The organism is Caulobacter sp. 10L414 (assembly GCF_056395525.1).
This window is the reverse complement of the sequence record NZ_JBFTJR010000049.1, coordinates 25748-38909: the sequence shown is the minus strand read 5'-3', so window position 1 is coordinate 38909 and position 13162 is coordinate 25748. Positions and strand designations below refer to the sequence as shown.

Sequence of the window (13162 nt, the reverse complement as noted above, 5' to 3'; positions counted from 1 at the left end):
CCGCCCCCCTCAGTCGCTCCGCGACAGCTCCCCCAGAGGGGGAGCATCTGACAGCTTAAGCCACGCAGGCCTCGAAGCCCTTCTTCAGCTCGGCCTCGTCGAGGTCGCGACCGATGAAGACCATGCGGCTGTAGCGGTTGTCCTTGTCGGTCCAGGGCCGCTGGAAGTCGCCCTCCAGGATCATGTGCACGGCCTGGAACACCAGGCGGCGCTCTTCGCCCTGCACGTCGATGATGCCCTTGGCGCGCAGGATGTCGACGCCCTTGGCCGCCAGCAGGTCGTTGAGCCAGACGGTGATCTTCTTGCCGTCCACCGGCTTGTCGAGGGTCAGCGAGATCCCCTTCACCCCGTCGTCGTGGATGTCGCTCTTGTGGTCGTGGCCATGGTGGTGGTGGTCATGACCGCAGTGCTCGTCGTGCACGTGGTCATGGTCGTGGTGGCCATGCCCGTGATCGTGGCCGCAGTGCTCGTCATGCACGTGGCCCGGCTCGCCGTGGGCGGGGTTCAGGAAGTCCGGCTCCAGCTCGGTGATCCGTTCCAGGTCGAAGCTGTGCTTGCCGATGATGGCGGTCAGCGGAACGTTCGAGCGCTCGGCCCGGTGGATCGGGGCCAGCGGGTTGATCTTGCGGATCCGGGCCTCGACGTGGCGCAGGTCGTCCTCGGCCACCAGGTCGGTCTTGTTGAGCACGATCTGGTCGGCGAAGGCGATCTGCTCGACCGCTTCCTTGCTGTCCGAAAGACGCAGCATGATGTGCTTGGCGTCCACGAGGGCGGTGACCGAGTCGAGATAGGTGCGGGCCTTGACGTCCTCGTCGACGAAGAAGGTCTGGGCCACCGGGCCCGGATCGGCCAGACCCGTGGTCTCGACCACGATGGCGTCGAAGCCGCCCTTGCGCTTCATCAGGCCCGACAGCACCCGGATCAGGTCGCCGCGCACCGTGCAGCAGACGCAGCCGTTGTTCATCTCGAACACTTCCTCATCGGCGCCGACCACCAGGTCGTTGTCGATGCCGACCTCGCCGAACTCGTTGACGATCACGGCGTAGCGCTTGCCGTGCTCCTCGGTGAGGATGCGGTTGAGCAGCGTGGTCTTGCCGGCGCCGAGATAGCCGGTCAGCACGGTGACGGGGATCTTGCCGGGAGCGGGAGCGGTCTGGGTCATGAGCCGCTATTTAGGGCGGCGAGAGGCGGAGCGGAAGCGGGGGATGGCGTACATCCTTCCCATCTTCCCCTCATTGCCCGCCCCCTCAGGTCTTCAGGAACGCCACGGCCAGGCCGACCAGCACCAGGGCCGCGCCGAGGATGGTCTCCTCGTAGCGCTCCAGCCAGTCGAGGTTCAGGCGGCGCACGCCCGCCAGGGAAAGACCCGTGAACAGCAGCATGCCCGCCGCGGTGGCCGTCAGCAGCACGACGCTGAGCAGCAGGAACGCGCCCCAGCCGTGCTTCATGCCGGCCAGGTAGTAGGGCAGGAAGGCTTCGCACGGCGACAGGGTCAGAAGCACCACGAGCGCCGTGATCGCCGCCCGGTCGGAGGCGTAGGTCCGCCGGCCGGCCTCGGGCAGGGCGTGGCTGTGGCGCCCACGCGCTATATAGAAGAGGCCGACGGTCACCATCAGCCCGCCGACGATCCAGTGGAACAGGTGGCCAAGGCGCGGCTCGAGCGCCTGGCCCGCGATGACCAGGACGAGGCCCAGCAGGATGGTCAGGGCCACGTGCCCCAGGCCCGCCAGCAGGGTCACGCCCAGGGTCCGCCCCGCCGACCATTTCTGCGCGCGGCCGACCAGCACGAACGGCAGCCAGTGGGTTGGCAGGGCCGCGTGCAGGAAGGCCACCATGAAGCCGGTGGCCGCGATCGAGGCGAAGAAGGCGGACGTCACGCTCGCGCTATAGCCTGTTACAAAATAACGAGCCAGCAGAGTCATGCGCGCGCCGCGACACGGGCTCCACCTCGAATCCCGTCAAGGGCTTAAGACGTGTCCTTGGCCGTTGACTCACAGGCTTTCGGCGCTATAAGTGCGCCCCTCTCGCCCGCCGGGTTTCCTAGCGGGCGTTCCGTATTTTGCGAACAGCACGTTATTTAAGGCGCTAACCTATGTACGCGGTCATCAAAACCGGCGGCAAGCAGTACCGGGTCCAAGCCGGCGACCTGCTGGTCGTCGAGAAGCTCGACGGTCAACCTGGCGCGGAAGTCGCCTTTGGCGAAGTTCTGCTGCTGGGCGAAGGCGAGGCCGTGACGGTCGGTGCCCCCACCGTTGACGGCGCCGTCGTCAACGCCACCCTGATCGAAACCCGCAAGGGCGAGAAGGTGAAGATCTTCAAGAAGATCCGCCGTCAGGGCTACCGCCGCACCCGCGGTCACCGTCAGGCCGAAACGGTCCTGCGCGTGACTTCGGTCGCCGGCGCCGGCAAGGAAAGCAAGTGGGAAGGCACGATCGACCTGACCCCGAAGGTCATCCTCGACGCCCGCGCCCGCGGTCTCGGCGACGCTGCTGTCCCGTTCACCATCCCGGAAGCTCCGGCCGCCAAGGCTGAAGCCGCCGCTCCGAAGAAGAAGGCCGCGCCGAAGAAGGCCGCCGCCCCCGCTCCGGAAGCTGAAGCTTAAGATCCGCCAGGATCTTTTTGGATTGATCTGACCCAGGTCCCCGCGTCGGAAACCGGGTCAAAGATTAGGAGAGCATCATGGCTCACAAGAAATCTGGCGGCTCGTCCAGCAACGGTCGCGACTCAGAATCGAAGCGCCTTGGCGTAAAGAAGTTCGGCGGCGAGAAGGTTCTCGCCGGCAACATCCTCGTGCGTCAGCGCGGCACCAAGTTCTACCCGGGCGCCAACGTCGGCATGGGTAAGGATCACACCCTCTTCGCCCTCGTCGAAGGCGCCGTGGGCTTCGTGACCAAGAAGCAAAACCGTACCTACGTGACCGTGGCCCCGGTGGCCCAGGCCGCCGAATAGTACGATCAGAAGTCTCTCTTCGGATCGTGCTTCCTAAACGAAGACGATCCGGACGCGACGAATACGAAGCGGGGAGTCCGGACGCCGGGCTCCCCGCTTTTGTTTGTCCACGTTCCAGAAAAAGCCTCATCCAGGCAATTGGAGCGTCACGGTCCCGCACTATCTGAGGCGCGTCGCAGTATCGGCGCCTCGCGTGAAGAAGGGCCGGGAAAGGGAGACGCGCCATGTGCGTGATCGAAAGAAGTCCCGTCATCGAGACGCGGCGGCTCGCCCTGCGGGCGCCGGACATGTCCGACGCGCCCCGCATCGCCAGCCTGGGCGCCGACTACGCCATCCCAAAGATGACCACCCGCATGCCCTGGCCCTACGGCCAGGCCGACGCGGAAGAGTTCGTGGCCCGCGTCCAGGCGCAGGACTGGAGCCGCAACGCCACCTTCGCCATCGAACTGGAAGACGCCGGCGTGGTCGGCGTGCTGGGCTTCTTCCCCAACGAGGACGGCCGGCTCGAGGTCGGCTACTGGATCGGCCGGCCGTTCTGGGGCCGGGGCCTGGCGACCGAGGCTTTGCAGGGCGCGCTGTCCTGGGCCGCGCACGACTGGCGGCGCAAGCTGGTCGTCGCCGGCCACTTCGCCGACAACCCGGCCTCGGGGCAGGTGCTGGTCAAGGCCGGCTTCCTCTACACCGGCGTCGTCACCGAGAAGGACTCGGTGTCGCGCGGGGCGTCCGTGGCGACGCGGATGATGGTCTGGCTGGCCTAGGCGAGATCCAGACCCTTCCCACAGTCCCGTCATTCCCGCCCTTGTGGCGGGAATCCCTGGTTAAGCTCTCGCAAGAGGCGCCGGCGGACTGCTCGGCAGTCCGCCCCTCCTGTCCTTGCGGCTGACAGAGGGGTTCCCGCCACAAGGGCGGGAATGACGGAAGGTGGAGGTGACGAAATACATCATGTAGAATGCCCATCCATAATATGGGAGGCATCATGCATCGTCGCGTTCTGGCCGGCCTGGCGCTGGCCCTGACCCTCACGGCGCCCGCCGCCGCGCTCGCTCAGGCCCAGAAGCCGCTCTATCGCGACCCGGTGTTCGACGGCGCGGCCGACGTGGCCATCGCCTGGGACAAGACCGACAAGCTGTGGCGGATGTTCTACACCAACCGCCGCGCCACCCTGAAACTGGAAGACCCCAAGGACGTCGCCTGGCTGCACGCCACCGCCATCGGCGTGGCCACCTCCAAGGACGGCCTGGCCTGGACCTATGCGGGCACGGCGAACATTCCCGCCGCCTGCACCAGCGAAACCCTCTGGGCGCCCGAGATCTTCACCGAGAACGGCGTCCACCACATGTTCCTGACCGTGGTGCCGGGCATCTTCCATCGCTGGAACCTGCCGGAAGCCGGCGCGAAGATCGTCCACCTGACCTCCACCGACCTGAAGGCCTGGACCTGCGCCGACACCCTCGACCTCGGCTCGGACCGGGTGATCGACGCCGGCGTCATCAAGGCCCCGCAGGGCGGCTATCGGATGTGGTTCAAGGACGAACGCAAGGACAGCCGCATCTTCTTCGCCGACAGCCCCGACCTGAAATCCTGGACCCGCCAGCCGGCCTTCGTCGCCGACTTCGCCGGCGAGGGGCCCAAGGTGTTCTTCTTCAAGGGCGCGTGGTGGATGATCGCCGACGCCTGGAAGGGCCTGGCGGTGCTGCGCAGCAAGGACGCCGTGACCTGGGAGCGCCAGCCGGGCTTCATCCTCGACAAGCCGGGCAGCCAGGCCACCGACCGCGACCTTGGCCATCACCCCGACGTGGTCGTCAACGACGGCCGGGCGCTGCTCTACTACTTCGTCGGCCAGGGCAAGGAAGACGAGGCCAAGGCCGATCCGGTCTGGAACCAGCGCACGGTGATCCAGCTGGGCGAGCTGCAGGTCGGCAAGGACGGCTGGCTGACGATCGACCGCGAGGCGGTCGTGAGGAAGGGGCTGAAGGCGCCACGCCATTGAACACCTCTCCCGTGGGGAGAGGGAGGGGCCCGCGCCGAAGGCGTGGGAGGGTGAGGGCGTACGCCGTCGGCGGTCCCGTCACCCGTTCAATGTGCGAAATCGGAAAGTGTGTAACCCCTCACCCTCCCAGGCTATCGCCTGGGCCCCTCCCTCTCCCTATGGGAGAGGTGGACTTGATCAGGGGGAGGATCTGATCAAGCCGCCCGATGCGTGTGGATCACCTTCTGCGGGCCTTCGCGGAAGCGCTTTTCGGCGGTGACGATGCGTTCGCACAGGGCGTCCAGATCGCTCAGCAGCGAATAGGTGGCGTAGATGGGGATCTCCATCATCGCCACCTGCGCGCGCGGCATGAACTCGCAGTACTTCTTCCACGAGATGTGGTTGTCGCGGGCGGTCAGCGCACGCTGGCCCAGCGGGTTCCACAGGTTCAGGTCGACGAGTTCGTCGCGGCATTCCTTCATCACCGGCAGGGCGATGTAGAGGAACAGGAAGGTCGGGGTGGCAGCGCGGCTGAACTGCGGCTGCACCTGCATGTGCCAGATGCGGAAGGCCTCGAAGAAGTTGGCCTTGCGGGCCGGATCCGGCGGCAGCCAGCTGGCTTCGGTGTTGATCACCTCGGCGGCGCTGGCCGCGCGCTTGACCAGCTCATCGGCGCTGCGGCCGCCGGCCATGGTCTTCGAAAGGGCGGCGACCGGGATGTTCAGCTTCTTGGCCACGTCGGTGAAGCTGACCTGCTGGCCGGCCATCGGCGTGAACTGACCGAAATTGGGGGCGTTGGGAGCCTTGGCGCGACGGATGGCGGCGGCCTCGTGCTCCAGCTTCTGGGCCTCGCGCTTCTTCTCGGCCTGGACGCGGTCGAACTCGGCCTCGTGCGTGGACTGCTCGTCGGGCGTCATCCAGCGGGCGCGGCCGGGGCCATAGGTGCGCTCGAGCCGGTTGATCAGCACCAGCACGTGGTTTTCGGACGGCTTGGGACCGATGTCGCCGAGGAACGCGCGGAAATCGCGCCACGTCCCGGTCACGCCGGTGCCGCGGCTCATCAGGATGTTCCGATGGATCGACGCCTCGCCCGCATACTTGCGGCATAGCGTCTGCAGCGTCAGGTCCTTGAGGTCCTGATCGAGTTCATCCCTGACGTTCGCTTCCGTCGACAACGGACGCCCTCCCCCTCCACGAGAAATAGAGAATTTTCGCCCCGGGACCGTTTGTCGCACTGCGTGTTTAACATTTCGTCACGACGCCGAACAGCGTTCAAGGCAGCGCTTCTTTGTCGCAATATCGACACGGGCGGCGCTTGGTCGCGCGTTCCACAGGTTGCGCCAAGTCCATTTCGCTCGACGCGAAACCCGTGTTGGGACAAAAGACGCCCATGAAATTCCTGGATCAATGCAAGATCTTCATCCGCTCCGGCAACGGCGGCGGCGGGTCGGTGTCTTTCCGACGCGAGAAGTACATCGAATACGGCGGCCCCGACGGTGGGGACGGCGGTCGCGGCGGCGACATCTGGATCGAGGCCGTCGAGGGCCTCAACACCCTGATCGACTATCGCTACCAGCAGCACTTCAAGGCCGGCACCGGCGTGCACGGCATGGGCCGCCAGCGCCACGGCGCGGCCGGCGACGACATCGTGCTGAAGGTCCCCGTCGGCACCGAGGTGCTGGAAGAGGACAAGGAGACCCTGATCGTCGACCTGGACGAGCCGGGCATGCGCGTGCTGCTGGCCAAGGGCGGCAACGGCGGCTGGGGCAACCTGCACTTCAAGGGTCCGGTGAACCAGGCCCCGATGTGGGCCAATCCCGGCCAGGAAGGCGAAGAGCGCTGGCTGTGGCTGCGGCTGAAGCTGATCGCCGACGTCGGCCTGGTGGGCCTGCCCAACGCCGGCAAGTCGACCTTCCTGGCGGCGGCCAGCGCGGCCAAGCCGAAGATCGCCGACTACCCCTTCACCACCCTGACCCCGAACCTGGGCGTCGTGGACCTGTCGACCAGCGAGCGCTTCGTGCTGGCCGACATCCCCGGCCTGATCGAGGGCGCGTCGGAAGGCGCTGGCCTGGGCACCCGGTTCCTCGGCCACGTCGAGCGCTCGGCCACGCTGATCCACCTGGTGGACGCCACCCAGGACGACATCGTCGGCGCCTGGACCACCATCCGCGGCGAGCTCGAGGCCTATGGCGACGAGCTGGCGGTCAAGTCCGAGATCCTGGCGCTGAACAAGATCGACGCCCTGGACGAGGAGACCCGCGCGGCCAAGCAGGCCGAGCTGGAAGCCGTGGCCGGCGTCAAGCCGATGCTGATCTCCGGCGTGTCGGGCGAGGGCGTCACCGAGCTGCTGCGCGCGGCCTATCGCCAGGTGCGCGTGCGCCGCGGCGACGCGGTGGCCGAGATCGAGGAAGACGAGGACCACATCGAGGAGACGCCGGGGGGCTGGCAGCCGTGAACCTGGGGGTCGGGGGACCTCTGGGCCAGGCCCGGAGGATCGTGTTCAAGGTCGGCTCGGCCCTGCTGGTCGACGCCTCCACCGGCGCGGCCAACAGGGCTTGGCTGGAGGCGTTCTGCGCCGACGCCGCGGCCCTGCGCGCGGCCGGCAAGCAGGTGGTGGTGGTCTCGTCCGGCGCGGGGGCGCTGGGACGCCGCCGCCTTGGCCTTTCGGGCCGCAAGATCACCCTGCCGGAGAAGCAGGCCGCCGCCGCCGCCGGCCAGAGCCTCCTGATGCGGGCCTGGGAGGAGGCGTTCGAGCCGCACGGCGTCGGCGTCGCCCAGATCCTGATGACCCGCGACGACACCGAGACCCGCCGCCGCTGGCTGAACGCCCGCGCCACGGTCGAGACCCTGCTGTCGCTGGGCGTGGTTCCCGTCGTCAACGAGAACGACACGGTGGCCACCGAAGAGATCCGCTACGGCGACAACGATCGCCTGGCCGCCCGCGTCGGCCAGCTGGCGGGCGCCGACCTTCTGGTGCTGCTGTCGGACATCGACGGGCTCTACACCGCCGACCCGCGCCGCGACCCGGCCGCCACCCACATTCCGCGCGTCTCGGAGATCACGCCGGCGATCGCCGCCATGGCCGAGGGCGCCAACGCCGCCGCCGGGGTGGGCACCGGCGGCATGGCCACCAAGATCGCCGCCGCCCGCATCGCCCGTGCGGCGGGCTGCGCCACCCTGATCACCCTGGGCTCGCGCCCGCGTCCGCTGGCCGCCATCGAGGAGGGCGCGCCCGCGACCCTGATCGAGGCCGCCGCCTCGCCCGCCGCCGCCTACAAGGCCTGGATCGCCGGCTCGCTGGCCCCGCAGGGCTGGGTGACGGTCGACGCCGGCGCCGCAGCCGCCCTGAAGACCGGCAAGAGCCTGCTGGCCGCCGGGGTCCGCGCCGTCGAGGGCCCGTTCGAAAAGGGCGACGCCGTGCGCGTCCGCGACGAGACCGGCCACGAGGTCGCCCGCGGCCTGGTGCGCTACGACAGCGCCGACGCCTTGCGGATCGCCGGCCTGCGCAGCGACGCCATCGAAGCCGAACTGGGCTTCACCGAAGGCCCGATGATCCACGCCGACGACCTGGCGGTGGGGGGGTAACCCCCTCAGTCGGCGAGCCAAAGATCCTCCCCCTCTGGGGGAGATGGCCCGGAGGGCCGGAGGGGGTCTCCCCTCACTTCAGGAACCCCTCCACCGCCTTGGCGAACGCTTCGGGCTGGTCGGCCATGATGAAGTGGCGGCTGCCTTCGACGCGGACCAGCTTCACGCCCGGCAGAGCGTCGTACTCGCGCATCCACAGCGCCCCGACCACGGCCGGCGGCAGGGCGCCCTCGGCGTCGGCGGCGTAGAGCGCGGTGACCGGAACCTTCATCGCCGCCAGGCCCGGACGGGCGTCCAGCGTCATCACCTCGAAGATCGCCTTGGCCACCGCCTGCCGATCCGAGGCCAGCGACCAGGCGACGATGGCCTCCTGCATGGCGGGGGTGCGCGACAGGCCCTTGGCGGCGGCCGCCTGCTGGGCGGCGAAGGCCTCGGGGCTGGCCGAGAGGACCCCCGCCGCCATGCGGTCGGCGAAGGGCCTGGCGCTGGCCGGCGTGGCCGTCGGGCCGAACATGGCGCTGTAGAACGGCAGGGCGTCGACCGTCATCACCCGGCCGACCAGCTGCGGATTGCGCTGGGCCAGCAGCAGGGCCGACAATCCGCCCATCGAGTGGCCGATCACCGCCGGCCGCGCCAGACCGGCCGAGCGGACATAGGCCGCCAGGGCCTCGACCGCCGGGTCGACGAACGGGCCCTCGCCGCCGGTCCAAGACTGGCCCGCGAAGCCCGACAGCTGCACCAGGTGCACGCGGTGCGTGGCCTTCAGCCGGTCGGCCAGCGGCCGGAACACCTCGCGCGAGGAGGCCAGGCCCGGAACCAGGATCACGTCGGGTCCCTGCCCGACCACCTCGACCGACAGCCGCTCGCTCGTGAAGGCCGGTTCGGCCCGGGCGACGGAAATGGCGATCCCGAGGCCCAGCAGGGCGGCCAGGACGATGATGCAGGCGCGCGCGACCGCGCGACCGCCGAGAAAGGCGAGCGACATGGACTGGGTCTCCTATGTATCTGGAAACGTCCTCAGCGGACGTGCGGGTTCTCGAAGATCTCTTCGATCGGCCGCTCGAAGATGGCGGCGATGCGGTAGGCCAGATCGAGCGACGGATCGTGCTTCTCGGTCTCCAGGGCGTTGACCGCCTGGCGCGAGACGCTGAGCGCCTGGCCGAGCTGCTCCTGGGTCCAGCCGCGCTCGACGCGCAGCAGCTTCAGGCGGTTTTTCATCGCGTGCTCCGGATGAACGGCGAGACGACGCCGAACACCGCCCAGAACAGCGGGTAGATCAGCCAGCCCGGCAGGTGCGGCGCATGGGCGTAGCTCTCGCCGAAGCCCCACACCGAGAACAGCGCCATGGCCACGCCCGAAGCGACGATGAACTGGCGGGCGACCAGGGCGCGGACGAACTCGTCGGACTCGGCCATCAGGGCCAGGGTGGCCCAGATCTGGCCGACCACCGGCGCCGAAACCACCAGGGCCAGCGCCCAGGCCGCCACCGGCGTCCTGATGTCGTCGAACGCCCCGAAGATCGCGCCCATGTTGACCAGCACATAGGGGATCATGAACGCCATGGTGCGGATCACGTAGCGCCGATGCGCCGAGCTGTGGAACTTGCCGATGGCCAGCATGGCTGCCTCCCGTTGATGTAAGGCAAACCTGACAGCATCAAAATGTAATGTCAACCTGACATTATGTCAGGAAATCATGACTTCATGTCAGGCCGCACTGACATCATGGCGCGGCGATCGCCGCGGTCATCGCCGGCCCATAGGCCGGCTCCAGGTAGAAGCGCGAGTGCTTGCCCTGAGCCAGCGGCACGAAGGTCACCGCCCTGCCCTGCGCCTCCAGGCGCGCGGCCAGACGGCGCGAGGCCTTGAACGGAATGGTCTCGTCCTGGCGCGAGGCGGCGACGACAATCCTGCCCGGATAGGCCTTCAGCAGTTCGGGGGCCTTGTAGTTCATGGCGCCCGGATCGATCCGCAGCCGCACCAGCGGCCGCGCCGCCCCGGCCATGGCGTCGGCGATGTCCTCGATCGAGGCGAAGCTGCCCTCCATCACCAGGCTGGACGCGACCTTGGTCTCGGCGGCCAGGGCCGCGCAGTAGGTCCCGCCCAGCGAGTGGCCCCAGAAGATCACCCCGCCGGTCCGCTGCGCCGCCAGGGCTTCGATCTTGCGAGCCAGGGGCGCGCGGGCGGCCTCGAAGGCCTGGCGCGTCGGCGCGCCGGTCGACTGGCCCCGGCCCGGATAGTCGAACATCAGGACGTCGCCGAACCGCCCCAGCACCGCGCCGCGCGAGGCCCCGCCGGCGCTTTCCCGGAACATGTTGCCGCCGCAGAACACCACCAGCGGCCGGGCGGGGTCGGCCTGGGCCAAGACGTAGTGGATCTCGCCCGAGGCGAAGGGGACCGTGCCGGCGGCCACCTGCGCGCCGGGAATGGCCGCCGCCGACAGCGGCGCCCCGGCCGGCTGGGCGCCGTCGAAGGGCGGGACGACGTCCCTCTGGCCGATGTTCACCGTGATGCAGGCGCTCAGCGACAGGGCCAAGACGGGGGCCAACAGGGACAGGGTGCGACGGATCACCGGCGATCTCCTAGGAAGCCGCGGACCGCTCCGGCCAAGCTTCTCCGCCATTCAACCCGAAGACGAACGCCGCACAAGGCCTGCACCCGCGCTGACAGGCTTTCTCGGCGCTCCGCCAGCAATTGGCCATTTCCCCGAGCCCCCAAAGAGCCTAGGTAAGCCTCAATCTGAGCATATCCGGGGACGGACGAGCCATGGACGACGCGGCCGGAGGCCTGCAGGCGACGATGAGGGCGATGGGCCAGGCGGCCCGCGAAGGCGCGCGCGCGCTCCGCCTCGCCACGCCAGCCCAGCGCACCGCCGCCCTCGTCGCCATCGCCGCCGCCATCCGCGCCGAGGCCCCGGCCATCCTGGCCGCCAACGCCCGCGACCTGGAGAAGGCCGGCGCCAATGGCCTGACCCCGCCGATGATCGAGCGGCTGATGCTGAACGAGGCGCGCCTGGAAGGCGTGGCCGCCGGCGTCGAGGCCGTGGCCGCCATTCCCGACCCGCTGGGCGTGGAGACCGCCCGCTGGCAGCGCCCCAACGGCCTGGACATCGCCCGCGTGCGCACGCCGATCGGCGTCATCGCCATGATCTACGAAAGCCGTCCCAACGTGACGGCCGACGCCGCGGCCCTGACCCTGCGCTCGGGCAACGCCGTGATCCTGCGCGGCGGTTCGGAGTGCATCGAGTCCAACCTCGCCATCCACGCCGCCGTGCTCAAGGGCCTGGCCGCCGCCGGCCTGCCGGCCAACGTGGTGCAGATGGTCAGGACCACCGACCGCGCCGCCGTCGGCGCCATCCTGTCGGGCCTGGATCGGTCGATCGACCTGATTATCCCGCGCGGCGGCAAGAGCCTGGTCGCCCGCGTCCAGGCCGAGGCCCGCGCCCCGGTGCTGGGCCATCTGGAAGGCCTCAACCACGTCTTCGTGCACGAAGCCGCCGACCTGAAGAAGGCCGCCGACATCGTGCTGAACGCCAAGATGCGCCGCGTGTCGGTGTGCGGCTCGGCCGAGACCCTGCTGATCGACAGCGCCGCGGCCGGCAAGCTTTTGCCCCCGATCGCCGACGTGCTGATCAAGGCCGGCTGCGAGATCCGCGGCGACGCGGCCGCCCGCGCCATCGAGCCCGAACTGAAGGCCGCTGCGGTCGAGGACTGGACCACCGAGTACCTGGCGCCGATCATCGCCGTGGCCGTGGTCGACGGCGTCGACGGCGCGGCCCGGCACATCGCCACCTACGGCTCGGGCCACACCGACGCGATCGTCACCGAAGACACGGCCGCGGCCGAGCGTTTCATCGGCCAGGTCGACAGCGCCATCGTGCTGGTCAACGCCTCCACCCAGTTCGCCGATGGCGGCGAGTTCGGCTTCGGGGCCGAAATCGGCATCGCCACCGACAAGCTTCACGCCCGCGGCCCGGTCGGGGCCGAGCAACTGACGACGTTCAAGTATGTGGTTCGCGGGACCGGCCAGACTCGTCCCTGAAGCCGGCCGCCCCAGCGCCCATCGCCTCGGCTTCCATCTGGAGCCGGGCATGCGCGTCGGGCTGTTCGGCGGCAGCTTCAACCCTGCGCACGAGGGCCATGCCCACGTGGCCGAGACCGCCTTGCATCGCCTGAACCTGGACAAGGTGATCTGGCTCGTCTCGCCGCAGAACCCGCTGAAGTCTTCGCGCGAAACCAGGCCCCTGCCCGAGCGCATGGACGAGGCCCGACGCTGGGCGCGCGGCTCGAGCATGATCGTCTCCGACGCCGAGACGCGACTGGGCTCGCAATACACCATCGACACCCTGCGGGTGCTGAAGGCCCGCTTCCCGGGCGTGAAGTTCGTCTGGGTGATGGGCGCCGACAGCCTGGCCACCTTCCACCGCTGGCGCGGCTGGACCCAGATCATGCGCGAGGTCCCGGTCGCCGTGGTCTCGCGTCCCTGGGCGGCGCTCAAGGCGCGAAGCTCGCCGGCCGCCCGCCGCTTCGCCTTCGCCCGCCGCCCGGCCAGCGCCGCGGCGACCATCGCCGACGCCGAGGTTCCGGCCTGGGTCTATCTGACCGGCCCGCTGAACTTCGCCTCGTCCACGGCCCTGCGGGCGCGCCAGACCAAGGGCTGA

Annotated in this window: 15 protein-coding genes; 8 read left to right on the top strand and 7 right to left on the bottom strand. The window is 69.1% G+C overall.

The window, feature by feature from the left end:
* Nucleotides 1–55: 55 nt before the first annotated feature.
* Nucleotides 56–1162: a CobW family GTP-binding protein gene (locus AC1DCG_RS18535; protein ID WP_477037098.1), complete on the bottom strand. Its 1107-nt coding sequence runs from the start codon at nt 1160–1162 to the stop codon at nt 56–58.
* A gap of 85 nt (nt 1163–1247) precedes the next feature.
* A complete protein-coding gene (locus AC1DCG_RS18530; RefSeq protein WP_477028683.1) occupies nt 1248–1877 on the bottom strand; it encodes a hypothetical protein in 630 nt (209 codons plus the stop codon).
* Nucleotides 1878–2092: 215 nt separating this feature from the next.
* Here AC1DCG_RS18530 and rplU point away from each other — a divergent pair, with 215 nt between their 5' ends.
* From rplU to AC1DCG_RS18510, 4 genes are all read left to right on the top strand, one after another.
* On the top strand, nt 2093–2602 hold the full coding sequence (rplU, locus tag AC1DCG_RS18525; protein ID WP_165260604.1) for a 50S ribosomal protein L21: 510 nt from the start codon (nt 2093–2095) through the stop codon (nt 2600–2602).
* Between the two features lie 77 nt (nt 2603–2679).
* Nucleotides 2680–2949: a 50S ribosomal protein L27 gene (rpmA, locus tag AC1DCG_RS18520; protein WP_165260602.1), complete on the top strand. Its 270-nt coding sequence runs from the start codon at nt 2680–2682 to the stop codon at nt 2947–2949.
* A gap of 224 nt (nt 2950–3173) precedes the next feature.
* Nucleotides 3174–3707 (top strand): GNAT family N-acetyltransferase, encoded by a 534-nt coding sequence (locus tag AC1DCG_RS18515; RefSeq protein WP_477028682.1) that lies wholly within the window; start codon nt 3174–3176, stop codon nt 3705–3707.
* A gap of 218 nt (nt 3708–3925) precedes the next feature.
* Nucleotides 3926–4939, top strand: coding sequence for a glycoside hydrolase family 43 (locus AC1DCG_RS18510; protein ID WP_477028681.1), 1014 nt, complete (start codon nt 3926–3928; stop codon nt 4937–4939).
* Nucleotides 4940–5133: 194 nt separating this feature from the next.
* On the opposite strand, the gene AC1DCG_RS18505 is transcribed toward AC1DCG_RS18510, so the two are convergent.
* Nucleotides 5134–6093 carry a hypothetical protein gene (locus AC1DCG_RS18505; RefSeq protein ID WP_165262509.1) on the bottom strand — a complete coding sequence of 320 codons (960 nt, stop codon included), beginning with the start codon at nt 6091–6093 and terminating at the stop codon, nt 5134–5136.
* 215 nt (nt 6094–6308) lie between these two features.
* On the opposite strand from AC1DCG_RS18505, the gene obgE reads away from it, so the two are divergent.
* Nucleotides 6309–7373 (top strand): GTPase ObgE, encoded by a 1065-nt coding sequence (gene obgE / locus AC1DCG_RS18500; protein WP_165262511.1) that lies wholly within the window; start codon nt 6309–6311, stop codon nt 7371–7373.
* Entirely contained in the window at nt 7370–8503 is a 1134-nt protein-coding gene (gene proB, locus AC1DCG_RS18495) for a glutamate 5-kinase (protein WP_477028680.1), read from the top strand. Before obgE ends, proB begins: the two co-directional genes overlap by 4 nt.
* A gap of 73 nt (nt 8504–8576) precedes the next feature.
* Here proB and AC1DCG_RS18490 read toward each other — a convergent pair whose 3' ends face one another.
* From AC1DCG_RS18490 to AC1DCG_RS18475, 4 genes are all read right to left on the bottom strand, one after another.
* On the bottom strand, nt 8577–9488 hold the full coding sequence (locus AC1DCG_RS18490) for an alpha/beta fold hydrolase (RefSeq protein ID WP_477028679.1): 912 nt from the start codon (nt 9486–9488) through the stop codon (nt 8577–8579).
* 32 nt (nt 9489–9520) lie between these two features.
* The gene (locus AC1DCG_RS18485) at nt 9521–9721 is read right to left on the bottom strand and encodes a helix-turn-helix transcriptional regulator (RefSeq protein WP_165262517.1); all 201 of its coding nucleotides are present in this window, start codon (nt 9719–9721) and stop codon (nt 9521–9523) included.
* Nucleotides 9718–10122 carry a hypothetical protein gene (locus AC1DCG_RS18480; RefSeq protein ID WP_165262519.1) on the bottom strand — a complete coding sequence of 135 codons (405 nt, stop codon included), beginning with the start codon at nt 10120–10122 and terminating at the stop codon, nt 9718–9720. Before AC1DCG_RS18480 ends, AC1DCG_RS18485 begins: the two co-directional genes overlap by 4 nt.
* A 103-nt stretch (nt 10123–10225) precedes the next feature.
* Nucleotides 10226–11074 carry an alpha/beta hydrolase gene (locus AC1DCG_RS18475; protein ID WP_477028678.1) on the bottom strand — a complete coding sequence of 283 codons (849 nt, stop codon included), beginning with the start codon at nt 11072–11074 and terminating at the stop codon, nt 10226–10228.
* 194 nt (nt 11075–11268) lie between these two features.
* On the opposite strand from AC1DCG_RS18475, the gene AC1DCG_RS18470 reads away from it, so the two are divergent.
* On the top strand, nt 11269–12543 hold the full coding sequence (locus tag AC1DCG_RS18470) for a glutamate-5-semialdehyde dehydrogenase (RefSeq protein WP_165262523.1): 1275 nt from the start codon (nt 11269–11271) through the stop codon (nt 12541–12543).
* A complete protein-coding gene (locus AC1DCG_RS18465; protein WP_477028677.1) occupies nt 12509–13162 on the top strand; it encodes a nicotinate-nucleotide adenylyltransferase in 654 nt (217 codons plus the stop codon). Before AC1DCG_RS18470 ends, AC1DCG_RS18465 begins: the two co-directional genes overlap by 35 nt.

Coding starts and splice junctions, on each gene's coding strand:
- rplU (WP_165260604.1), top strand. CDS start 2,093: ATGTACGCGGTCATCAAAACCGGCGGCAAGCAGTACCGGGTCCAAGCC.
- AC1DCG_RS18535 (WP_477037098.1), bottom strand. CDS start 1,162: ATGACCCAGACCGCTCCCGCTCCCGGCAAGATCCCCGTCACCGTGCTG.
- AC1DCG_RS18480 (WP_165262519.1), bottom strand. CDS start 10,122: ATGCTGGCCATCGGCAAGTTCCACAGCTCGGCGCATCGGCGCTACGTG.
- AC1DCG_RS18470 (WP_165262523.1), top strand. CDS start 11,269: ATGGACGACGCGGCCGGAGGCCTGCAGGCGACGATGAGGGCGATGGGC.
- AC1DCG_RS18465 (WP_477028677.1), top strand. CDS start 12,509: ATGTGGTTCGCGGGACCGGCCAGACTCGTCCCTGAAGCCGGCCGCCCC.
- obgE (WP_165262511.1), top strand. CDS start 6,309: ATGAAATTCCTGGATCAATGCAAGATCTTCATCCGCTCCGGCAACGGC.
- AC1DCG_RS18485 (WP_165262517.1), bottom strand. CDS start 9,721: ATGAAAAACCGCCTGAAGCTGCTGCGCGTCGAGCGCGGCTGGACCCAG.
- AC1DCG_RS18515 (WP_477028682.1), top strand. CDS start 3,174: ATGTGCGTGATCGAAAGAAGTCCCGTCATCGAGACGCGGCGGCTCGCC.
- rpmA (WP_165260602.1), top strand. CDS start 2,680: ATGGCTCACAAGAAATCTGGCGGCTCGTCCAGCAACGGTCGCGACTCA.
- AC1DCG_RS18490 (WP_477028679.1), bottom strand. CDS start 9,488: ATGTCGCTCGCCTTTCTCGGCGGTCGCGCGGTCGCGCGCGCCTGCATC.
- AC1DCG_RS18510 (WP_477028681.1), top strand. CDS start 3,926: ATGCATCGTCGCGTTCTGGCCGGCCTGGCGCTGGCCCTGACCCTCACG.